Source organism: Ancylobacter dichloromethanicus, from assembly GCF_018390645.1.
GTDB classification, from domain to species: Bacteria; Pseudomonadota; Alphaproteobacteria; order Rhizobiales; family Xanthobacteraceae; genus Ancylobacter; species Ancylobacter dichloromethanicus.
Window position 1 is genome coordinate 1 of sequence record NZ_JAHBGC010000006.1, and the last position, 19132, is coordinate 19132.

The 19132-nt window shown below is 69.8% G+C and carries 21 protein-coding genes and 2 rRNA genes; 13 read left to right on the top strand and 10 right to left on the bottom strand.

Features of this window, described 5'->3' with window-relative positions:
• The 6 genes from KHC23_RS03980 to bioD form a co-directional block, all read left to right on the top strand.
• Window positions 1–252: ribosomal RNA gene (locus KHC23_RS03980) — 23S ribosomal RNA — on the top strand; the annotation flags it as partial.
• 109 nt (window positions 253–361) lie between these two features.
• Window positions 362–476, top strand: a 5S ribosomal RNA gene (gene rrf / locus KHC23_RS03985).
• Window positions 477–683: 207 nt separating this feature from the next.
• The gene (locus tag KHC23_RS03990) at window positions 684–1352 is read left to right on the top strand and encodes a GntR family transcriptional regulator (protein WP_213369789.1); all 669 of its coding nucleotides are present in this window, start codon (window positions 684–686) and stop codon (window positions 1350–1352) included.
• An 89-nt stretch (window positions 1353–1441) separates the two neighbouring features.
• The gene (locus tag KHC23_RS03995) at window positions 1442–2008 is read left to right on the top strand and encodes a biotin transporter BioY (protein ID WP_213369791.1); all 567 of its coding nucleotides are present in this window, start codon (window positions 1442–1444) and stop codon (window positions 2006–2008) included.
• Window positions 2005–3105: a biotin synthase BioB gene (gene bioB / locus KHC23_RS04000; protein WP_213369793.1), complete on the top strand. Its 1101-nt coding sequence runs from the start codon at window positions 2005–2007 to the stop codon at window positions 3103–3105. The genes KHC23_RS03995 and bioB overlap by 4 nt, the downstream gene beginning before the upstream one ends.
• On the top strand, window positions 3102–3761 hold the full coding sequence (gene bioD, locus KHC23_RS04005; RefSeq protein ID WP_213369795.1) for a dethiobiotin synthase: 660 nt from the start codon (window positions 3102–3104) through the stop codon (window positions 3759–3761). Before bioB ends, bioD begins: the two co-directional genes overlap by 4 nt.
• Before the next feature lie 174 nt (window positions 3762–3935).
• On the opposite strand, the gene KHC23_RS04010 is transcribed toward bioD, so the two are convergent.
• Together KHC23_RS04010 and KHC23_RS04015 are read right to left on the bottom strand one after the other, a co-directional pair.
• Window positions 3936–5264 (bottom strand): ATP-binding protein, encoded by a 1329-nt coding sequence (locus KHC23_RS04010; RefSeq protein WP_213369797.1) that lies wholly within the window; start codon window positions 5262–5264, stop codon window positions 3936–3938.
• Window positions 5261–5923: a response regulator gene (locus KHC23_RS04015; protein ID WP_213369853.1), complete on the bottom strand. Its 663-nt coding sequence runs from the start codon at window positions 5921–5923 to the stop codon at window positions 5261–5263. The genes KHC23_RS04010 and KHC23_RS04015 overlap by 4 nt, the downstream gene beginning before the upstream one ends.
• A gap of 116 nt (window positions 5924–6039) precedes the next feature.
• Between KHC23_RS04015 and dsbD the strand changes: the two genes are divergently transcribed.
• Genes dsbD through KHC23_RS04030 form a run of 3 tightly spaced genes read left to right on the top strand, consistent with a single transcriptional unit; the run spans window position 6040 to window position 9236 of the window.
• Window positions 6040–7890 (top strand): protein-disulfide reductase DsbD, encoded by a 1851-nt coding sequence (dsbD, locus tag KHC23_RS04020; RefSeq protein ID WP_213369799.1) that lies wholly within the window; start codon window positions 6040–6042, stop codon window positions 7888–7890.
• A 42-nt stretch (window positions 7891–7932) separates the two neighbouring features.
• The gene (locus tag KHC23_RS04025) at window positions 7933–8553 is read left to right on the top strand and encodes a DsbA family protein (protein ID WP_213369801.1); all 621 of its coding nucleotides are present in this window, start codon (window positions 7933–7935) and stop codon (window positions 8551–8553) included.
• Between the two features lie 5 nt (window positions 8554–8558).
• Window positions 8559–9236: a L,D-transpeptidase gene (locus KHC23_RS04030; RefSeq protein WP_213369803.1), complete on the top strand. Its 678-nt coding sequence runs from the start codon at window positions 8559–8561 to the stop codon at window positions 9234–9236.
• Window positions 9237–9241: 5 nt separating this feature from the next.
• Here KHC23_RS04030 and KHC23_RS04035 read toward each other — a convergent pair whose 3' ends face one another.
• The 3 genes from KHC23_RS04035 to KHC23_RS04045 form a co-directional block, all read right to left on the bottom strand.
• The gene (locus KHC23_RS04035; protein ID WP_213369805.1) at window positions 9242–10030 is read right to left on the bottom strand and encodes a sulfite exporter TauE/SafE family protein; all 789 of its coding nucleotides are present in this window, start codon (window positions 10028–10030) and stop codon (window positions 9242–9244) included.
• Window positions 10027–11721 (bottom strand): bifunctional protein tyrosine phosphatase family protein/NAD(P)/FAD-dependent oxidoreductase, encoded by a 1695-nt coding sequence (locus KHC23_RS04040; RefSeq protein WP_213369807.1) that lies wholly within the window; start codon window positions 11719–11721, stop codon window positions 10027–10029. Before KHC23_RS04040 ends, KHC23_RS04035 begins: the two co-directional genes overlap by 4 nt.
• An 82-nt stretch (window positions 11722–11803) precedes the next feature.
• Entirely contained in the window at window positions 11804–12739 is a 936-nt protein-coding gene (locus tag KHC23_RS04045; protein WP_213369808.1) for an MBL fold metallo-hydrolase, read from the bottom strand.
• 99 nt (window positions 12740–12838) lie between these two features.
• Here KHC23_RS04045 and KHC23_RS04050 point away from each other — a divergent pair, with 99 nt between their 5' ends.
• Together KHC23_RS04050 and KHC23_RS04055 are read left to right on the top strand one after the other, a co-directional pair.
• Window positions 12839–13492: a peroxiredoxin gene (locus tag KHC23_RS04050; protein WP_213369810.1), complete on the top strand. Its 654-nt coding sequence runs from the start codon at window positions 12839–12841 to the stop codon at window positions 13490–13492.
• Between the two features lie 18 nt (window positions 13493–13510).
• The gene (locus KHC23_RS04055) at window positions 13511–13939 is read left to right on the top strand and encodes an ArsR/SmtB family transcription factor (protein ID WP_213369812.1); all 429 of its coding nucleotides are present in this window, start codon (window positions 13511–13513) and stop codon (window positions 13937–13939) included.
• Window positions 13940–13971: 32 nt separating this feature from the next.
• On the opposite strand, the gene KHC23_RS04060 is transcribed toward KHC23_RS04055, so the two are convergent.
• The 3 genes from KHC23_RS04060 to KHC23_RS04070 form a co-directional block, all read right to left on the bottom strand.
• On the bottom strand, window positions 13972–15096 hold the full coding sequence (locus tag KHC23_RS04060; protein ID WP_213369814.1) for a YeeE/YedE family protein: 1125 nt from the start codon (window positions 15094–15096) through the stop codon (window positions 13972–13974).
• Between the two features lie 68 nt (window positions 15097–15164).
• Entirely contained in the window at window positions 15165–15530 is a 366-nt protein-coding gene (locus tag KHC23_RS04065; RefSeq protein WP_213369855.1) for an ArsR/SmtB family transcription factor, read from the bottom strand.
• Window positions 15531–15583: 53 nt separating this feature from the next.
• Window positions 15584–15943 (bottom strand): thioredoxin family protein, encoded by a 360-nt coding sequence (locus KHC23_RS04070; RefSeq protein WP_246544184.1) that lies wholly within the window; start codon window positions 15941–15943, stop codon window positions 15584–15586.
• A gap of 147 nt (window positions 15944–16090) precedes the next feature.
• Here KHC23_RS04070 and KHC23_RS04075 point away from each other — a divergent pair, with 147 nt between their 5' ends.
• Window positions 16091–16816, top strand: coding sequence for a cytochrome c biogenesis CcdA family protein (locus tag KHC23_RS04075; RefSeq protein WP_213369817.1), 726 nt, complete (start codon window positions 16091–16093; stop codon window positions 16814–16816).
• A 23-nt stretch (window positions 16817–16839) separates the two neighbouring features.
• Window positions 16840–17397 (top strand): SoxW family protein, encoded by a 558-nt coding sequence (locus KHC23_RS04080; RefSeq protein WP_213369819.1) that lies wholly within the window; start codon window positions 16840–16842, stop codon window positions 17395–17397.
• Between the two features lie 7 nt (window positions 17398–17404).
• Here KHC23_RS04080 and soxX read toward each other — a convergent pair whose 3' ends face one another.
• Window positions 17405–18040 carry a sulfur oxidation c-type cytochrome SoxX gene (soxX, locus tag KHC23_RS04085; protein ID WP_213369821.1) on the bottom strand — a complete coding sequence of 212 codons (636 nt, stop codon included), beginning with the start codon at window positions 18038–18040 and terminating at the stop codon, window positions 17405–17407.
• Window positions 18041–18051: 11 nt separating this feature from the next.
• Window positions 18052–18921, bottom strand: coding sequence for a sulfur oxidation c-type cytochrome SoxA (soxA, locus tag KHC23_RS04090; protein WP_213369823.1), 870 nt, complete (start codon window positions 18919–18921; stop codon window positions 18052–18054).
• Window positions 18922–19132 lie beyond the last annotated feature (211 nt).

Sequence of the window (19132 nt, forward strand, 5' to 3'; positions counted from 1 at the left end):
TTGAGAGGATTTGTCCCTAGTACGAGAGGACCGGGATGAACGTACCTCTGGTGGATCTGTTGTGGCGCCAGCCGCAGTGCAGCGTAGCTATGTACGGTCGGGATAACCGCTGAAAGCATCTAAGCGGGAAACCCACCCCAAAACGAGTATTCCCTTGAGAACCGTGGAAGACGACCACGTTGATAGGCCGGGTGTGTAAGTGTGGCAACATATTGAGCTTACCGGTACTAATCGTTCGATTGGCTTGATCGTTCTCATCCTCGATGGTCATCCATCAGGGATCAAAGCAATCCAAAGACCAGGGCCGACCAGGCCCGATCCATAACGGATCCTTGCTTCGCAAAATGCTGTGCTTCGCCGGCCTGGTGGCCATTGCGAGGAGCCTCAACCCGATCCCATCCCGAACTCGGCCGTTAAACTCCTCAGCGCCGATGGTACTATGTCTCAAGACCTGGGAGAGTAGGTCGCTGCCAGGCCTGCAAAGCACAGCACAAAGCTTCGTCACATCCTCAGCAAAAAGCCCGTCCGTGAGAAATCACCGACGGGCTTTCCTGCGTCAACGCCGTGCCACGAAGGGGGATGGGGCAGGGAAGGCCGGTGGCCCTTTGGGTCGTACCCCTCTGGCGACGTCGACTGCCTCCTGTCCGGTCGACAAAGCCGACGGGACAAATTATCTATAAAACATGGCAGCGAAATCAGACGAGACATTGGCGGCGCGTATCAGCCGGGTCCTGGCGGACCGGATCATCGCCGGCGCGGTCGAGCCGGGATCGCGGCTTCGCCAGGACCACATCGCCGCGGAATTCGGGGCGAGCCATGTGCCGGTGCGCGAGGCGTTCCGGCGGCTGGAGGCGCAGGGGCTGGCGGTGAGCGAGCCGCGGCGCGGCGTGCGGGTGGCGGCGTTCGACCTTGCGGAGGTCAGGGAAGTCGCCGAGATGCGGGCGGCGCTGGAAGTGCTGGCGCTGCGCCATGCCGCGCCGCACCTGACCGCGGCCATTCTCGAGGCGGCGGAGGAAGCCACGAAGGCCGGCGACAATTCGCGCGATGTCCGCTCCTGGGAAGAGGCGAACCGGCGGTTCCACCGGCTGATCGTCGCGCCCTGCGGCATGCCGCGCCTGCTGGCGGCCATCGACGACCTGCACGCGGCCAGCGCCCGCTTCCTCTTCTCGGCCTGGCGCTCGGACTGGGAAGCGCGCACCGATCACGACCATCGCGCCATTCTCGCCGCCCTGCGCAAAGGCGAGGTCGAGACGGCCTGTTCGACCCTGGCGCGGCATGTGCAGTGGATCGGGCACCGCCCGGTCGTTGCCGCGAGCGGACGCAAGCGCGATGTTTTCGCGATCGTCGGTTAACATTATCGATAATGAGACTTGCACCACCGCGACTCCTGTGAATTCATTATAGATATACGGACATATTATCTATAATAATGGAGTCGGCTATGTCTTCCACCCTCATTCTCACCCGACCCGGTCTGCGGCAGGTGGCCAAGGCGAGTGCGGCCATCCTGCTCGGCGTCGCCCTCATCACGCTCTGCGCCAAGCTGCGCGTGCCGTCCTGGCCGGTGCCGATGACGCTGCACACGCTGGCGGTGATGGCCATCGCCGTCGCCACCGGTCCCCGCCTCGCCACGGCGACCTTCCTCGTCTATCTCGCCGCCGGCGCCATCGGCCTGCCGGTGTTCTCCGGCACGCCGGAGCGCGGCATCGGGATCGCCTATATGGCCGGGCCGACCGGCGGCTATCTCCTCGGCTATCTCGCGGCGAGCGGGCTGACCGGCGCGCTGGCGCAGGGGCGCGGGCATGTCGGGCGCAGCTTCGCCATGCTGGCCGGCCTCGCCGTGACCTATGCGATCGGCTTGCCCTGGCTTGGGCTCTATGTGCCGCTCGGCCAGGTCATCCCGCTCGGCTTCACCCCCTTCATCCTCGGCGACCTGATCAACATCGCCATGGTCGCGCTGGGGGCGGCGCTGGTGCCGGCCCGGCTGCTCGGCAGGATCGGCCAATGACCGGCGCGACCCGGCGCGAGGGCGTGGCGCACGCTGCGGGCGAAGGTCCGCCGCCACCATGGACCGAGGCCGCCGCGCGCGGCCTCTACGACCTGCCGTTTCCGGAACTGCTGTTCCGTGCCCAGGCGATCCACCGGCGGCATTTCGACCCGGCCGAGATCGAGACGGCGACACTGCTCTCGATCAAGACCGGGGGCTGCCCGGAAGATTGCGGCTACTGTTCGCAGAGCGTCCATTGGCAGACGGGCGTGACGGCGACCAAGCTGATGGAGGTGGAGCGCGTGCTCGCGGCGGCGCGTCGCGCCAGGGCCGGTGGCGCCACGCGGTTCTGCATGGGGGCGGCCTGGCGGGGGCCGAAGGACCGCGACATGGATGCGGTCTGCGCCATGGTCGAGGGGGTCAAGGCGCTGGGCCTGGAGACCTGCGTCACGCTCGGCATGGTGACGCCGGCACAGGCCGGGCGGCTCGCGCGGGCCGGCCTCGACTACTACAACCACAATATAGATAGTTCGCGCGGCTTCTATCCCAGGATCGTCACCACGCGCACGCTCGACGACCGGCTGGAGACGCTGGCGCATGCGCGCGCAGGCGGCATCAGGCTGTGTTGCGGCGGCATTGTCGGCATGGGCGAGACGGTGGACGACCGGATCTCGATGCTGGTGCTGCTGGCCACACTGGACCCGCCTCCCGAAAGCGTGCCGCTGAATATGTGGCATGAAATCGAGGGGACGCCGGTGGCGGACAGGGCCGCGCCGGCCGACGCCATCGCCTTTGTGCGCCTGGTCGCCCTGGCGCGTCTCCTCATGCCGGCCAGCGTCGTGCGTCTGTCGGCCGGCCGGCAGGCGATGAGCGATGAGACGCAGGCGCTGTGCTTCCTGGCGGGCGCGAACTCCATTTTCACCGGCGAGGTGCTGCTGACCGCCGGCAATCCGGATCGCGGCGCCGATGCGGCGCTGCTGGCCAGGCTTGGTATGCGCGCGGCCGCGCCGGGCCAAGGCGCGCCTGCGCCGGGCAATGGCGCCGCGGCGTGCCAACAAAGGCCGCCGGCCGATCGGGGTTGTGGCGCTGCCGTTGAGCAAGCGGCCGCCCCCCTATGAGCCGGGTGATCGTCGTCACCGGCACCGATACCGGCATCGGCAAGACGGTGTTCGCCGCCGCGCTCACGGCCTTCCTCGGCGCTTCCTATTGGAAGCCGGTGCAGGCGGGGCTGGAGGGCGAGACCGACAGCGGGACGGTCCGCCGGCTCGGCGAGATTCCCGCCGGGCGCATCGTTCCGGAGGCCTATCGGCTGCGCGCGCCGGCCTCGCCGCACCTGGCGGCGGCCCTGGAGGGCTTCGTGATCGACCCGGCCCGCCTCGCAATTCCCCCGCTCTCCGGCCCGCTGGTGATCGAGGGGGCGGGCGGGGTGATGGTGCCGTTGACGCCGGAACTGACCTTCATCGACATGTTCGCCAGATGGCAATTGCCGCTGGTGCTGTGCGCCCGCACAAGCCTCGGCACCATCAACCACACGCTGCTGTCGGTGGAAGCCCTGCGGCGGCGGGCGATACCGCTGCTCGGGGTCGCCTTCATCGGCGATGCCGCGCCGGAAGCGGAAAGCGCCATCGCCGCTATCGGGCGGGTTCCGGTGCTGGGCCGGCTGCCCTGGATCGTGCCGCTCGGGCGGGAAGGCCTGCAGCGGGCGTTCCGGCGGGCCTTTGCTGGGCAGGCCTTTGCGGGGCGGGGCCGGTGTCTGTCAGATGATGCAACCTGATCGCGCCGGCCCTCTGTTGAAAAATAATCGCAACAGACATCAGCCGCTCCCGGCCGCGACCATTCCACAGTGCCGCCATTGCGCGGACTGACGGCCGGGATTCCGCACCAGGCGGGGGCGCGCTTGTCCAGTTCCTCCTGAAGGGCGAGGCCGGAGAACACGCATTTCGCCCTTCTACCGGTGGCGGAGATCGACGACGGCCCGCAAGCCCGTCCGGTCGGCGCGATTGGCGAGGTCGAGCCGGGCGCCGAGGCGGGCGGCCGCGGTTTCCGCGATGGCGAGGCCGAGCCCGGAGCCCGGGCCGGCCATTGTCCGCCCGCGGTAGAAGCGCTGGCGCACGAGGTCGAGTTCATCCCCGGGGATTCCCGGCCCCTCGTCCTCGATGACGAGGCGGGCGCCGTCCTCCACTGACCAGCGGATGCTGCCGGCCACCATGTGCTGCACGGCGTTCTCGTGCAGATTGCGCAGCACGAGCGCCAGCGTATCGGAGTCCAGCGGGCGTACGATAGCGTCCAGCGCGGGGTCGACCGTGACCCGGATGCCGGGCGGGCGCGGCACGGCGGCGACGATCTCGCGCAATAGCGCGCCGATCGACGTTTCCCGCGCCGCGCCGGCCGCCCCCGCATCGAGACGCGCGAGCGCCAGGAGTTGCCGCACCAGGCGGGCGGTGCGGTCCACCGAGACGATAATCTGCCGCAGCGCGTTTTCGCGGGTCGCGGCGTCGGGGGTGGCGAGGGCGACCTGCGCCTGGGTCTTGAGCCCCGCCAGCGGCGTGCGCAGCTCATGGGCGGCGAAGGCGGTGACGTCGCGCTCATGCGCGCGTGCCGCTTCCACCTTGGCGAACAGCCCGTTCAGGGCGCCGATCAGCGGCTGGATCTCGGATGGCGTCCCATCGGGGGGGACCGGCCGCATGTCCTCGCCCTCGCGTGCGGCGATTTCCTTGGCCGCCCGGTTGAGCGGCTGCAGCCCGCGCCCGAGGCTCCACCAGATCAGCAGCCCCAGCAGCGGCATCGCCAGCAGCGCCGGCGCCGCGAGCCCGGCGACGAGGTCGCGCACCAGCCTGTCGCGCAGCCCGATCCGGTCGCCCACCACCACCCGGACATCCTTTTCCGGGTCGACGATGGTGTAGACCCGCCAGGTCTCGCCATCGACCTCGTGATCGGAAAAGCCCTCGCTCTCGTCGGCCAGCGCGGCATCGGGCGCGCCGGAGGACCGGGCGAGGAGCCGGCCGTCGAACGACCATATCTGGCAGGACAATTGCCGCTCATAGCCCAGGGGGGTGGATGGCAGCGTGTCGGCGAGGGCCGGTGCCGCGCCTCCCGGCGCATGCTCTCCCGCCATCACCAGCGAGTGCACCATGCGCGCCGCCTCTTGCAGGCGGGTGTCGAGCACATGCTCCAGTTCGCTACGGCTGCCAATGCTGATCCACGCCACGGCACACAGCCAGATGAGCCCGGTGGCGGCCATGAGGATGAGGAAGAGCCGGCGCCGCAGCGAACTCATGCCGCCCCCCGCAGCCGATAGCCCAGCCCGCGCACCGTCTCGATGGCGTCGCGGCCCAGCTTGGCGCGCAGATTGTGGACATAGACCTCGACCGTATTGCTCTCGATCTCCTCCTGCCAGCCATAGAGCCGCTCTTCCAGCTCGCCCCTCGAGCGGATGACGCCCGGCCGCTCCATCAGCATGGCCAGCACGGCGAACTCCCGCCGCGACACCGGCACGGCATGGCCGGCGAGGCTGACCGAGAGCGTGGCGGGGTCGAGGGTGAGGCCGCCATGGGTGAGAAGCGGGCTGGCCCGGCCGCCGCCGCGCCGGGCGAGGGCGCGCAGCCGGGCGGCCAGTTCGTCGAGATCGAACGGCTTGCCGAGATAGTCGTCGGCGCCACCATCCAGCCCGCGCACCCGGTCGGTCGTCTCGTCGAGGGCGGTCAGCAGCAGAACCGGCGTCGCGTCGCGGCGGGCGCGCAGCGCCGCCAGCACGTCGAGGCCGGAGCCGTCCGGCAGCATGAGGTCGAGCACGAGAGCGTCGAAGCGCGCGCCGGCAAGCGCCGCCTGCGCGTCGGCGCAGTTGGTCACGGCGTCCACCGTCAACCCGGCCAGGGCGAGGCCGGCGCGAATGCCGTCCGCCAGCACCGGGTCGTCCTCGACCAGAAGTATGCGCATCACGCCGTGTTCATCCCTGCTCCGTCATCGCCCGCCATCTTCGGCCGCCAGCTTAAGGCTGGCTTAAGCTGAGGATAAGAGCGCTGCGTCGCGACGATGAAGGAGCGGCGAATCCGATGGCAGGGCGAGTTTGGGCGGCAATTCGGGCGGCGGTGATCCCGGCGGCGGTTCTTGTGCTGACGTGCCTTTTGCCGCCCGGCGCCGGCGCCGGCGAAGCTCCCGGCTTCACCCCGCTGGTCGCGGCCTCGGCGCGCACCGAGCCTTTCAGCCTTGACGCCGAGCGCTCGCCCTCCGGAACGCTGCTGCTGCGCTGGAGGGTCGAGCCCGGCAATTATCTCTACCGCGACAGCCTGCAGGCCACGCTCGACGGCGCGGCCGTGCCTTTGGAGCGGCCGGAGGGCGAGGCCAAGGACGATCCCAATTTCGGCGTCGTCCAGATTTTCCATAGGGATGTCGAGGCCAGCGCCGGCAGCCTCGCCAGCACCGGCCGGCTCAGGGTCTCCTATCAGGGGTGCTCGGAGAAGGGGATCTGCTTCCCGCCGCAGGCGCGCCTCGTCGACCTCGCGACGCTCGGCATCAGCAAGGCCGCCCTGGAGATGGGCGAGGCCGCGCCTGGCGCCGGCGGCCCGGCCTCTGCGGCGGTTGCGCCGGCCGCGCCCGCATCCTCCGCCGCCGCGCCGGACGACGGGGGCATCGAAGCGCTGTTTCAGGGCGGCCTCGGCTGGACCCTGCTGGCCTTTCTCGGCTTCGGGCTGCTGCTGGCGCTGACGCCCTGCGTGTTCCCGATGATCCCGATCCTCGCCGGCATGCTCACCCGTTCGGGCGCGGCATTGACGGCGCGGCGCAGCCTCGTTCTCACCGGCACCTATGTGCTCGCCATGGCCGGCGCCTATGGGCTGGTGGGGGCGGTGGCCGGGTGGTCGGGCGCCAATCTTCAGGCGGCGCTGCAGACCCCGCTGGCGCTCGGCGTGACCGCCGCGCTCTTCGCCGCGCTGGCACTCTCCATGTTCGGCCTGTTCGATCTCGCCCTGCCGGCGGGGCTCTCCGCCCGGCTCGCGGGACGTGGCGGCGGTGGCTCGATCGGGGGCGCGGCGGCGCTGGGCTTCGGCTCGGCGCTGATCGTCGGCCCCTGCGTGACGCCGCCGCTGGCCGGCGCCATGCTGTACGCGGCCGCGACCGGCGACGCCGCCACCGGTGCCGCGGCGTTGTTCATGCTCGGGCTCGGCATGGGCCTGCCGCTGATGCTGGTCGGGCTGTTCGGCCCCTCGCTGCTGCCGAGGAGCGGCGTCTGGCTGGAGCGGGCGAAACAGATGTTCGGCGTTATCTTCCTCGCCGTCGCCATCCTGCTCGCCGGGCGGTTGCTGCCGCCGCCGGCGACGCTGGCAATGCTCGGCGTGCTTCTCATGGCGGCGGCGGCGTTCTTCGGCGGGTTTGACCGGCTTACCGCGGCGAGCGGCCCGGCCGCGCGTCTCGCCCGCGGCGGCGGCACGGCGGCGGCGCTCTATGGCGCGGCGCTGATCGTCGGCGCCGCCGGCGGGGCGCAGGACCCGCTCCGCCCGCTGGCCTTCGCCGCCGCCCCCGTCCCCGGCCAGCCGGCGGCGGACACCGCCGTGACGGTCACCTCCACCGCCGCCTTCGACCAGGCCATCGCCGATGTCGGTGGCGGCGCGCCGGGGCGCCCGATCCTCGTCGACTTCACCGCCGACTGGTGCACCGTGTGCAAGTCGAACGCGGCGGTGATGGCGGCGCCCGAATTGCGGGCGCGGCTCGCGCGGCTGGCGCAGGTCACCGCCGACGTCACCGACTACGACGCCGCCACCCGCGCCCTGATGGCGCGGTTCCGGGTGGTCGGCCCGCCGGCGCTGTTCCTCGTCGACGCGCAGGGGCGCGAGATCGCCGGCTCGCGCCTCGTCGGCCCGGTCACCGCCGAGGAAATCGCCCGCCGGCTCGATGCCGCCGGCGCCTGAACCCGCAGCCTCCCCATTGCCTTTTAACGCTCAGGAGCCCTCATGCAGCGCCGCCATTTCCTCATGCTCGCCGGCCTCCTCGCCGCCGGCACGGCCCTTCCGGCCTCGGCCCTTCGCGCGCAGGGCGTCGATGTCGACGCGATCCTGCGCGATCCCGCCGCGCCGACCGCCGGCAACCCGAAGGGCGATGTCACCGTCGTCGCCTTCCTCGATTACAACTGCCCGTTCTGCAAGAAATCCGCGCCAGACCTGGAGCGCGCGGTGCGGGAGGATGGCAGGATCCGCCTCGTCTACAAGGACTGGCCGATCCTTACCGAGGCCTCGGTCTATGGCGCGCAGATCGCCCTCGCGGCCAAATATCAGGGCGGGTACGACAAGGTGCATCGCGCGCTGATGGCGATCCCCGGGCGCGGCGTCAGCAAGGAGCAGATGCTGAAGGCGGTGCAGGGGTCGGGCATCGACCTTGCCCGTCTCGATGCCGACCTCAAGGCACATGCCGGCGACATCACCGCGCTGCTGCGCCGCAATCTCGCCCAGGCGGAATCGCTCGGCCTGCAGGGGACGCCGGCCTATCTGATCGGCCCGTTCCGCACCTCGACGCTCGATTATGCCGGCTTCAAGGAGGCCTTCACCGAGGCGCGCCGCCGCCAGGCGGCCCAGTAATGCGCATGAGCTTCGAGAGTGATCGCCGGGCGCCACGCGGCTTGTCGCGCCGGGGCCTGCTGTGCCTTCTTCCGCTCGCGCTCGGCGCCTGCGCCACGCGCCGGCCACCGCCCGCGCCCGCTCCGGTGGTTTCCCCCTTCGCGCCGCGCTATGGCGCGCTGGAGGACGGCGGATATCGCATCCCCGGCGTGCCGGTCGACGAGATGAAGGCGCGCAACCGGCGCACGCTGGTCGACGACCCCACCGGCCAGCCGCCGGGCACGCTGGTGGTCGACCCCGGAAACCGCTTTCTCTACCTCGTGCAGGAGAACGGCAAGGCGCTGCGCTACGGCGTCGGCGTGGGGCGGGCGGGCATGGAGTTCAGCGGCACCGCCGAGGTCGCCTACAAGCGCGCCTGGCCGCGCTGGACGCCGACACGGGACATGATCGCCCGCGAGCCGGACAAGTACACGAAATGGGCCGGCGGCATGGAAGGGGGCGAGGCCAATCCGCTGGGCGCTCGCGCGCTCTATCTGTTCAAGGGCGGCAAGGACACGCTCTACCGCATCCACGGCACCAACGAGCCGTGGTCGATCGGCGAGGCGGTTTCCTCCGGCTGCATCCGCATGATGAACCAGGACGTGATCGACCTCTATGGCCGCATCCCGGACGGGGCGAAGGTGGTGGTGCTCCCGGCCAGCTGAGTGGTTCAGGCCAGAAGCGCCGAGGCGCTCTTGAACAGCATGTAGCTCGCCACCACGAAGATCAGTGTCGCGAACACCGTGGTAAGGCGCCCGGTGCGGCCGGCGAGGCGCCGGGCGAGCCTCATGCCGGCGACGCTGCCGAGCGCGCCGCCGGCGATGAAGGTGAAGGCCAGCGGCCAGTTCACCAGACCGGACAGCGCATAGTTGAACGCGGTGGTGAGGCCGAAGGCGGTGACCGCCACCAGCGAGGTGCCGACGGCGTTGAGGATCGGCATGCCGGTGGAGCCGATCAGCCCGGGCACGATGAGGAAGCCGCCGCCAATGCCGAAAAAGCCGGAAAAGGCGCCGGTGCCGAGGCCGAAGCCGAGCACTTTCGGTGCCTTCTGGCGATTGCACTCGGCACCGGGTTCGCCCGGATTGCCGCGCCCGCGCAGCATCAGCACGCCGACCACGAGCATCAGCAGGGCGAACAGCAGCAGCAGCTTCTCGCCGGCGACCAGCTTGCCGAGGCTCGACCCGGCAAAGGCGCCGACGATACCGGCGGCGGCGTACATGCCGCCGCAGCGCCATTTCACCGTCCCGGCCCGGGCATGGCTCAACAGGCCGGCCGCCGCGTTGATGGCGACGGCGAAGGCGCTGGTGCCGATGGCGATGTGCGGGTTGCGCACGCCGACGAGATAGACCATCAGCGGCACGGCGAGGATCGAGCCGCCGCCGCCGACCAGCCCGAGCGTGAAGCCGACGAGCACGCCGGCGCCGGCGCCGAGCCCGTATTGCAGCGGATCGAGCATCACGCGGCCTCGCGGTCCGGCACGATCGGCTGCGGCTCGCACAGCCATTCCCGCCCCTTCAGCATGGCGTGCCAGTAGATCGGCGGCAGCATGCGGTCCTTGAGGAACCAGGCGAGGCGGGTCGGGCGGGTGCCGTCGAGCAGCCAGCGCGGGAAGGTGGGCAGCAGCGCGCCGCCATAGCCGAACTCGGCCAGCACGATCTTGCCGCGCTCGACGGTGAGCGGGCAGGAGCCATAGCCGTCATACTGCGCGGCGGGGGCCTTGCCCTCCAGCGCCGCCAGCACGTTGACCGCCACCACCGGCGCCTGCTTGCGGGCGGCGGCGGCGGTCTTGGCGTTCGGCGTGCTGGCGGCATCGCCGAGGGCGAAGACGTCGGGGTGGCGCGCATGGCGCAGCGTCGCCGGGTCGACCTCGATCCAGCCGCCGGCACCCGCCAGCGGGCTGGCGGCGACGGCATCGAGCGGCTTCTGCGGCGGCACGGCGTGCAGCATGTCGAAGGCGCGCTCCACCCGCTCAGTGGCGCCATCGGCCCCCTTGCGCTCGAAGGTGGCGACCTGCGCCCCGCCATCGACGGCGACGAGGGTGGAGCCGAAATTGAGGTCGATGCCGTAGCGCTTCACATAGTCCATCAGCGCCGGCACATAGGCCGGCACGCCGAACAGCACGCCCCCCGCATTGTGGAACTCCACCTGCATGCGCGGCAGGACGCCGGCCCCCCGCCAGATGTCGCAGGAGAGGTACATCGCCTTCTGCGGCGCGCCGGCGCATTTGATCGGCATGGCCGGCTGCGTGAACAGGGCGCGGCCGGACTTCACCGTGCTGGCGAGGCGGAAGGTGTAGGGGGCGAGGTCGAAGCGGTAATTGGAGGTGACGCCGTTGTGGCCGAGCGCCTCGGGAAGGCCGGGAATGGCCTCCCACGCCAGCCGCAGCCCAGGCGCGGCGACCAGTACCCGGTAGCGCAGGCAAGAGCCGTCCGCCAGCGCCACCTCCTTCGCCTCCGGCAGGAAGCCGGCGGCGGCCTGTCTTATCCAGGTGACGGCGTCGGGCATCACCGCGCCCATCGGCACCCGGGTGGTTTCCGGCTGGAACACGCCGGCGCCGACCATGGTCCAGCCGGGCTGGTAGTAATGGCATTCCGCCGGCTCGACGATGGCGATGTCCAGCGAGGGCCGGCGTTTCAGCAGGCTCGACGCGGTGGCGATACCCGCCGCCCCGCCGCCGACGATGACCACGTCGTAGATCTTCGCCGTGCCGGCGCCGCCGATGCGGGAGGCCGCGGCACGCGCGGCGAGGCGCGCGCGCTGGCCCGAGAGGTCGCAGCCGGCGGCGGAGGTCAGCGCCAGGATGTCGTCCGGGCCGCGCCGGTCCGCTTCGGCCAGCGCCCACAGCGTCGCCGCCCGCGTACCGCTGCGGCAATAGCCGAGCACGGGTCCGGGAAGGCGGTCGAGCATGGTGCGCATGGTGGCCACGTCGGCATCGGCATAGGTGCCGGGGGTCACCGGAATATGGACGAAGGCCATGCCCAGCGCCTCGGCCAGGGTGGCTATTTCGCTGGCCGGCAGTTGTCCCGGCTCCTCGCCATCGGGACGGGCGCAGATGATCGCGCGGAAGCCGGAAGCCGCGGCCTGCGCGAGGGATGCGTCGTCCAATGGGCCGGACACGTGAAATTCCGGCACGATCTGTTTCGACGTCATGGCGTTTCTCGATCTTCGTTGGATGTGTTGATTGGTCGACTGATCGCTGGCGTTGGCGTTGGCGCGCCGGTTGCGAGCGGTCTCAGAGCGTGTCGAGCGGCAGCTTCAGGTAGCGCCGGCCATTCTCTTCCGGTTCGGGAAGGTTGCCGGCGCGCATGTTCACCTGCACCGAGGGCAGGATCAGCTTGGGCATGGAGAGCGTGGCGTCGCGCCGGGTGCGCATGTCGACGAAGGCGTCCTCGTCCACGCCGTCGCGGGCATGGACGTTGCCGGCGCGCTCGGCGCCGACCGTGGTTTCCCAGGCATAGGTGTCGCGGCCCGGCGCCTTGTAGTCGTGGCAGAGGAACAGCCGGGTCTCGTCCGGCAGCGACAGCAGGCGGCGGATCGAGTGGTAGAGCTGGCGCGCATCGCCGCCGGGGAAATCGGCGCGGGCGGTGCCGAAATCCGGCATGAACAGCGTATCGCCGGTGAACACGACGTCGCCGATCACATAGGCCATGTCGGCCGGCGTGTGGCCGGGCACGTGCAGCACCATGGCCGGAATGGAGCCGACGCTGAACGTATCGCCATCCTCGAACAGACGGTCGAATTCGGAGCCGTCGCGGGCGAATTCGGTGCCGAAATTGAAGATCTTCCCGAACACGTTCTGGACGGTGACGATCTCCCGTCCGATGGCGAGTTTGCCGCCCAATTCGCGCTGGATGTAGGGCGCGGCGGAGAGGTGGTCGGCATGGGCGTGGCTTTCCAGCAGCCAGTCGACCGTCAGGCCCTCCTTCTTCACGAAGGCGATGATCGCGTCGGCCGAGGCGGTGGAGGTGCGTCCCGACGCCGCGTCGAAATCCAGCACGCTGTCGACGATGGCGGCCCGCCGGGTGGCGGGGTCGTGGATGACGTAGCTCGCGGTGTTGGTCGGCTCGTCGAAGAAGGCTTCCACCGCGAGGCGGTTGTCGCTCGCGCGGGCGGCGCGGATCTGGGCGGCGGCCTGTTCGAGATGCGGATCGGGGATCGGGTCGGTCATTGGCGTTCCTCCGGAGACTTCATAAGTTTCATATTTACATAATCTATGTAATTGTAAATCCGTATTGCGTCACTTTCGCGCTGAGGGCAATCAGGGGGCATGACAGGGGAACTTCCGTCCGAGAGCCGATTCGCCGCCACCGCACCGCGCCCGCTGCGGATCGGCGATGCCGCGCCGGTGTTCAGCGCCCGCTCGACGCAAGGGCAGGTCCAGCTCAGCGACTACCGGGGGCGCTGGCTGGTGCTGTTCTCGCACCCGGCGGACTTCACCCCGGTCTGCACCAGCGAGTTCATCGCGCTGGCCCGGCTGGCGCCGCGCTTCGAGGCGATCGACGTCGCGCTGATGGGGCTGTCGGTGGACAGCCTGTTTTCCCATTTGGGCTGGCTGCGGGCGATCCGCGGCGCTTTCGACGTTGAGGTGCCGTTTCCGGTGGTGGAGGACACCTCGCTCGTCATCAGCCGCGCCTATGGCATGCTGGACGAGACGGCGCAGGATTCCTCGACCGTGCGGGCGAGCTATTTCATCGACCCGGACGGCATCGTCCGCGCCATTCAGTGGTACCCGATGTCGGTCGGCCGCTCGGCGGCGGAGATGCTGCGCCTCGCCGCCGCGCTGAGGCGCGTCGAACTGGGCGACGCCGTGACACCGGAGGGCTGGGAGCCCGGCGACCCGGTGCTCCGCCCGCTTACCGACGAGACGCTGTTGTCGGACGAGGACCCGGCCTGGTTCTGCCGCACCGTGGAGCGCGGGTGACGCAATGGCGCTGAAACCATGGCGCTGACCCGCGAGGAAGCCGACAAGGCGGTTGAGAAGCTGCGGAGCTACGGGCAGCCGCAGCGGCTGATGATCCTCTCCCATCTCCGTTCCGGCGAGATGACCGTGGGCGAGATCGACGGCGCCACCGGCATCGGCCAGCCGGCGCTCAGCCAGCAGCTCGGCGAATTGCGGCGGGCCGGGCTGGTCGCCACCCGGCGGGCCGCCAAGCAGGTTTTCTATCGGCTTGCCGATGCCGGCGTGGAGCAGTGCGTGCGCAGCATCGAGGCGCAGTTCGGCGAAGTACCGGCCGCCGATGTGCCGGCCGCCGATGTGCCGCTACCCGCCCCGCCTCAGCCGGTTTCTGTGGCGCCGCCGCGAAGCGCGCGCAACCGCAGCGCCGCCCTGTTCGCCCGCATCGTGCGGCCCGCCGGCCCGTCGGCGTAGGCCGCGCTCGGTCGGGCCACCGACCCGCGGCCTCAGGAGCGCGGGCGCCGACCGCCGGCCACACGCGATCGTATGGGCTGGGTCCGGCTGGCCGGCAGGAAGAACAGCGCCCGTCCCTCGACCAGGAAGGCGATGCCGAGCCGGGCGCCGAGCATCATGCCGCCGACCGCGAGCGGGAAGGACAGGGCGAGCAGCGAGCCGGCGGTGATCCCCTGCCCGATGGTGCAGCCGCCGCACAGCACGCCGCCGACGCCCATCAGCACCGCGCCCAGCAGGTGCCGCTTCATTTCGCGCGCGTCGTCGAACGCCTCCCAGCGGAACTCGTCGCCCGACCGCGCGGCGGCGAAGGCGCCCAGAATGACGCCGGCGATCGAACCGGTGCCGAAATTCAGCAGCGCCGCGCCGTCGAGCAGCAGCCCGTTCAGGGTGATCGCCACCGGCGCGACGAAGGTCAGGCTCTGCGGCCGTGCCGCCTGCATGAATTCGTCGACCAGATACTGGGTTGCCAGCCACCCGCCGATGACCCCGGCGCCGAGCACGAACCCGGCCGCGAGCAGGCGCCGCGCCTTGCGCAGGCGCGCGTCGGTCACCGCCAGCGCGATGAGGACGGCGGCGATGCCGGCGGCCAGGAGCGCGCGGCCCGGCAGGCCGAGCAGCGGGTCCAGCAGCCCGGGCAGGTCCGCCCGGCCGGAATCCGTCATCGTCAGCGCCCAGGCCTCGCCGAAGCCGATCCGGTAGGTCGCCAGCGTGCCGCGCAGCATGGCGTAGGCGGTGGCGCCGAAGACGAGCAGCACGACCAGGCTGCGCAGGTCGCCCGAGCCGAGTCGGACGCAGCTCCCGAACGCGCAGGTGCCGACCAGCGCCATGCCGAGGCCGAACATCACCCCGCCCAGCGCGATGCCGATCCAGGGCAGGGCACCGGGCACGTAGGGGGTCGCCTGCGGATCGAGCAGGCCGGTCAGCACCAGCAACTGCGTGCCGGCGACGGCGACGCCGAGCGCCAGGCCGAACACCCGCAGGCGGCGGGTGTCGGAACCCACCAGCGCATCCTCGACCGCGCCGAAGCTGCACAGCCGCGCGCGCCGCGTGGTGAAGCCCACGGCGGCGCCGATGGCGAGGCCGGCCAGGGCGGCCCACCAGGCATTGAGGTCGTCCATTGCGCCCGGTCCTCCCGTACCATGGCTCCCGCGGGCATTGTTGCCCGTCCGGCCGGCGCTGTTGCGGCTCAGTCTTCCTTGGTCCCGCAGAAAATGTCGTAGATCACCCCGATCAGCCGCCGCACATCTTCGTCGGCGAGGCTGTAATAGACCGTCTTTCCCTCGCGGCGGGTGGAGACGAGGTCGTCCAGCCGCAGCCGGGCGAGCTGCTGCGACACGGTCGGCTGGCGCAGCGAAAGGATGTTCTCAAGCTCGGTGACGGAGCGTTCGCGCTCCGCCAGCAAGCAGAGCAGCAACAGGCGGTTTTCATGCGAGACCGCCTTGAGGAAGTCGCTCGCCTCCCGCGCATTGCGCATGAGCCGGTCGAGCTCGGGCGAGACCTCGGGGCCGTTGCGCAGCTCGTCCTCAATGCGTTTCGAAACGATTCCGGTCATCATCACGCCGCCTTCAACTCCAGCTTATCGGACTCGCTCCACCAGCAACAGCGTCACGGTATCCGGGACAATTTCTTCGTCATCTCCGCCAGCAGCCCCCAGAAGGCCGCTTCGCCGGCATAGCCGGGAATGCGCCCCACTTCCTGCCCGTCCTCGACCAGCACGAAGGTCGGGGCGTAGCGCACCGGCGCGGCTAGCGTGGCGAACGCCGCATCCTCGTCGCCCAGCGCGACCCGCCGCAGCGGCGCGAGGCGCCCTTCCTCCGTCCGGGAATAGAGCGGGGCGATCTCGCGCTCGAAGCGCTGGCACCAGACGCAGCCCGCCTGTTCGAACACCAGCAGCTCGGCGGCGCACGCCGGCGCGGCGCCGGCCATCGCCGCCAGGACGGCCGCGGCACCAGCGACAACCGCCAAGCCGCGCCATCCGCTCATCTTCCCGTGAACCCGTACCTGCATGGCCCCTGCCGGATGACGTCACATCGCATTCGTTATATAAACGCATTCGAATATGAATACGATGGTCAATCCGTCGCAGAGCGGGATCGTCCGTGGGGAAACGCCGTGTCGCTGGATATTACGCTGCCCGGGGCCTTCGGGGCCGGCCTTCTGTCGTTCGCCTCGCCCTGCGTGCTGCCGCTGGTGCCGGCCTATCTCGGCTTTCTCGGCGGTGCGGGCCGTGGCCTGCAGGGCGAGGGGGCGACGCGGGCGCGGCTGGTCTCGCTCTCGGTCGCCTTTGTCGCCGGCTTTTCCAGCGTCTTCATCCTGCTCGGCGCCACCGCCTCGCAACTTGGCCAATGGCTCGCCCTGCACGCGCCGCTGCTGACGCTGGTGGCGGGGGCGATGCTGATTCTGTTCGGCCTGCATTTCCTCGGCCTGCTGCGCCTTCCGCTGCTGTATCGGCGGGTGGCGCCGGATGTGGCGCGCGCCCCGGCCGGGCTCGTCGGCGCCTATCTGGTCGGGCTCGCCTTCGGTTTCGGCTGGACACCCTGCGTCGGACCGATCCTGTCGATGATCCTGATCATCGCCGGCACCGAGGATTCGCTCGCCAAGGGCGTGCTGCTGCTGTCGGCCTATGCCGCCGGGATCGGCCTGCCTTTCATCGCTGCTGCGGCGTTCTCCACCGGCTTCCTGCGCTGGTCGGCGGCGATGCGCTCGCGGCTCGGCCTGGTGGAGAAGGCGTCCGGCGTGCTGCTGGTCGCCACCGGCGTGGTCTTCATCGGCGGCTGGATGCCGCAACTGTCCGCCTGGCTGCTCGATGCCTTCCCCACACTCGGCGCGATCGGATGAGCGCGCCCACGATGGAGCCGATCATGGAACGTTGCCTGACCCGCCGTTCGCTCACCCTTGGGGCGGGTGCGCTCCTGCTGGCGCCCACACCCGCCGGCGCGGCCACCCGGCTCGGCGATGACGGGCTCTATGTGCAGGACTGGTATGTCGAGAGCTTCCTCGATCTGCCGGAGGATTTCGCGGCGGCGAAGGCGGACGGAAAGGGCTTCGCGCTTCAATGGAGCCAGCGCGGCTGCCCGCTCTGCAAGCGGCTGCACACCGAATATTTCGCCGATCCGGCGATCGAGACTTATGTGCGCGACCATTTCAGCGTCGTGCATCTCGACATTTTCGGCGCGCGCGAGGTCACCGGCTTCGATGGCGCGGCGCTGTCGGAGAAGGCGCTGGCAGGGCACTACGCGGTGCGGGCGACGCCGACCTTCCAGTTCTTCGGCCTGCGCGAGGGCAAGGTGGTGGAGGTCGCCCGCCTGCCGGGCCTGCTGCCCAAGCCCGAATTTCTCGGCATGTTCCGTTATGTCGAAGCCGGCGCCTACGACAGCACCGGCTTCGAGGCGTGGCTGGCGGCGCAGAAGGCGCCGTAACGCCGGCCTATTTGTTGACCGGCGATTCCGGGTCGAACAGATAGGCGACGACGTCCTTGATCTGCTGCTCGGTCAGCACGCCGTTGGTGCCGAAGCGCGGCATGCTGGAACAGGCGATCGAGGCCTGCGCGTCATAGACCTTGGCGAAGGCCGCCTTGGCATCCTCGGGGGCGAAATTGCGCTCGCGTCCATAGCCGACGAGGCTGGGGCCGAGCGTGCCATAGCTGACTTCCTTGGGGTCGAGCTGGTGGCAGGCATAGCAATTGCCGCCGCTGACCGTGCCGGGCGCATCGCTGAACTGCCCGCCGCGCCCGTTCTGGGCGACCTTGGCGCCCTCCTTCCAGTTTCCGAGCACCGATCCCTGGGGGAAGGTGATGCGCACCTCCTCCAGCTTCATGATCGTCGCGGCCTGTTCGGGCGAGGGGTTGTTGCGGGTCAGCGAGCAGATGCGCTGCGTCTCGTCCTGCTGGAGGCGCGTTTCCCAGCCCTCCGGCAGCTTGGTGAAGCCCGCCTTGACCACCGCGTCGACCCGCGCCGCATCGACGGCGGGCGTCTTGGCCGCCTCCTGGGCGGTGGCGGCGAGCGGCAGGAGGAGGACGGCGCCGGCCAGCGCCGCGCGCGACAGCAATGTGTGAACTCTCATCTTCGCCTCCCTCAGCGCTTGATCGACGGCACTTTGAGCTCACCGCCCTCGGCCTGCTTGGTCAGGTAGAGGGTAAGCGCGGTCACCACGTCCGAGCCGTAGTCGGGCGGCGGCATGCGCATCTGCCGGTAGCAGTCCCACATGCGGTGCTGCATGGTGCGCAGCGCGCTCTGCGAAACCCGGTAGGTCGGCCAGGTGCCCATGGTGAGCTGGGCATCCTTGCCCGGCACGTCGAGTTGCGGCAGCGCCTGCAGGCGGATGCGCTTTCCCGCGTCGCCATGGCAGGTGGAGCAGGAGAAATCGTTGATCGAGGAGCGGCGGAAGAACAGCGCCTCGCCGATCGCGTACATCTCCTGTTCCTGCGGCGTCGCCAGCGCGACATGGAGCTTCATGCCGTCCGACTTGTTGGCGATGAAGGCGACCAGATCCTCCATGTCGGAGGTCCGCCCCGGGCCCGAGAACGGCTTGGCGACGATCGGCTTGGTGTCGAAGCCCTGGATCGTCTCCATGCACCAGAGCAGGCGCTGTTCGAGGTCCATCACCTTGCCCGAATCGGCGAAGTAGCGCGGCAGATGGGCATAGGCGCCCTCCAGCTTGCCCGGTCCCTCGCCGAGATCGCAGCTCTCCAGCGAGACGTTTTTGGTTCCGCGCGGCTCGCTCCATAGCACTTCGCCGCGGTCGACATTGAGGTAGCCCGGATTGGCCATCGGGTCCTCGATCATCTGGCGGTAGCGTTCGATCTCCTTCTCGCTCTCGTCCTCGGCGGCGTGCGCGGTGGCGAGGATGAAAGGCAGCGCGAGGAGGACGAGGGCGAGGCAGCCAGCGATGAATCGCTGCGTCGGCTGCAGGCACTCCTTGGGTCGTATCGGTTCCTTGGACATGTGCTTCCCCAGCTGTTGAGCCGCGCCGCACCCTTCTCGCGAGGATGTTGAAGCGGTCTCCGTGGCGAGCGATGATAGGCATTGGCAATCGCTCGATAGGCCACTTTACATTCAAAAAATTTAATATCACAATATGTATGTTCGTTACCGGCCAAATTGGCTCGCTGACGACTAAATCAAAGCAAAAACAAAGCGCTGGCGCTCGACGCCA

What these genes read in the sequence shown, in the direction of transcription:
- KHC23_RS03990 (WP_213369789.1), top strand. Translation starts at nt 684, where the DNA reads ATGGCAGCGAAATCAGACGAGACATTGGCGGCGCGTATCAGCCGGGTC.
- KHC23_RS03995 (WP_213369791.1), top strand. Translation starts at nt 1,442, where the DNA reads ATGTCTTCCACCCTCATTCTCACCCGACCCGGTCTGCGGCAGGTGGCC.
- bioB (WP_213369793.1), top strand. Translation starts at nt 2,005, where the DNA reads ATGACCGGCGCGACCCGGCGCGAGGGCGTGGCGCACGCTGCGGGCGAA.
- bioD (WP_213369795.1), top strand. Translation starts at nt 3,102, where the DNA reads ATGAGCCGGGTGATCGTCGTCACCGGCACCGATACCGGCATCGGCAAG.
- KHC23_RS04010 (WP_213369797.1), bottom strand. Translation starts at nt 5,264, where the DNA reads ATGAGTTCGCTGCGGCGCCGGCTCTTCCTCATCCTCATGGCCGCCACC.
- KHC23_RS04015 (WP_213369853.1), bottom strand. Translation starts at nt 5,923, where the DNA reads ATGCGCATACTTCTGGTCGAGGACGACCCGGTGCTGGCGGACGGCATT.
- dsbD (WP_213369799.1), top strand. Translation starts at nt 6,040, where the DNA reads ATGGCAGGGCGAGTTTGGGCGGCAATTCGGGCGGCGGTGATCCCGGCG.
- KHC23_RS04025 (WP_213369801.1), top strand. Translation starts at nt 7,933, where the DNA reads ATGCAGCGCCGCCATTTCCTCATGCTCGCCGGCCTCCTCGCCGCCGGC.
- KHC23_RS04030 (WP_213369803.1), top strand. Translation starts at nt 8,559, where the DNA reads ATGAGCTTCGAGAGTGATCGCCGGGCGCCACGCGGCTTGTCGCGCCGG.
- KHC23_RS04040 (WP_213369807.1), bottom strand. Translation starts at nt 11,721, where the DNA reads ATGACGTCGAAACAGATCGTGCCGGAATTTCACGTGTCCGGCCCATTG.
- KHC23_RS04045 (WP_213369808.1), bottom strand. Translation starts at nt 12,739, where the DNA reads ATGACCGACCCGATCCCCGATCCGCATCTCGAACAGGCCGCCGCCCAG.
- KHC23_RS04050 (WP_213369810.1), top strand. Translation starts at nt 12,839, where the DNA reads ATGACAGGGGAACTTCCGTCCGAGAGCCGATTCGCCGCCACCGCACCG.
- KHC23_RS04055 (WP_213369812.1), top strand. Translation starts at nt 13,511, where the DNA reads ATGGCGCTGACCCGCGAGGAAGCCGACAAGGCGGTTGAGAAGCTGCGG.
- KHC23_RS04060 (WP_213369814.1), bottom strand. Translation starts at nt 15,096, where the DNA reads ATGGACGACCTCAATGCCTGGTGGGCCGCCCTGGCCGGCCTCGCCATC.
- KHC23_RS04065 (WP_213369855.1), bottom strand. Translation starts at nt 15,530, where the DNA reads ATGACCGGAATCGTTTCGAAACGCATTGAGGACGAGCTGCGCAACGGC.
- KHC23_RS04080 (WP_213369819.1), top strand. Translation starts at nt 16,840, where the DNA reads ATGGAACGTTGCCTGACCCGCCGTTCGCTCACCCTTGGGGCGGGTGCG.
- soxX (WP_213369821.1), bottom strand. Translation starts at nt 18,040, where the DNA reads ATGAGAGTTCACACATTGCTGTCGCGCGCGGCGCTGGCCGGCGCCGTC.
- soxA (WP_213369823.1), bottom strand. Translation starts at nt 18,921, where the DNA reads ATGTCCAAGGAACCGATACGACCCAAGGAGTGCCTGCAGCCGACGCAG.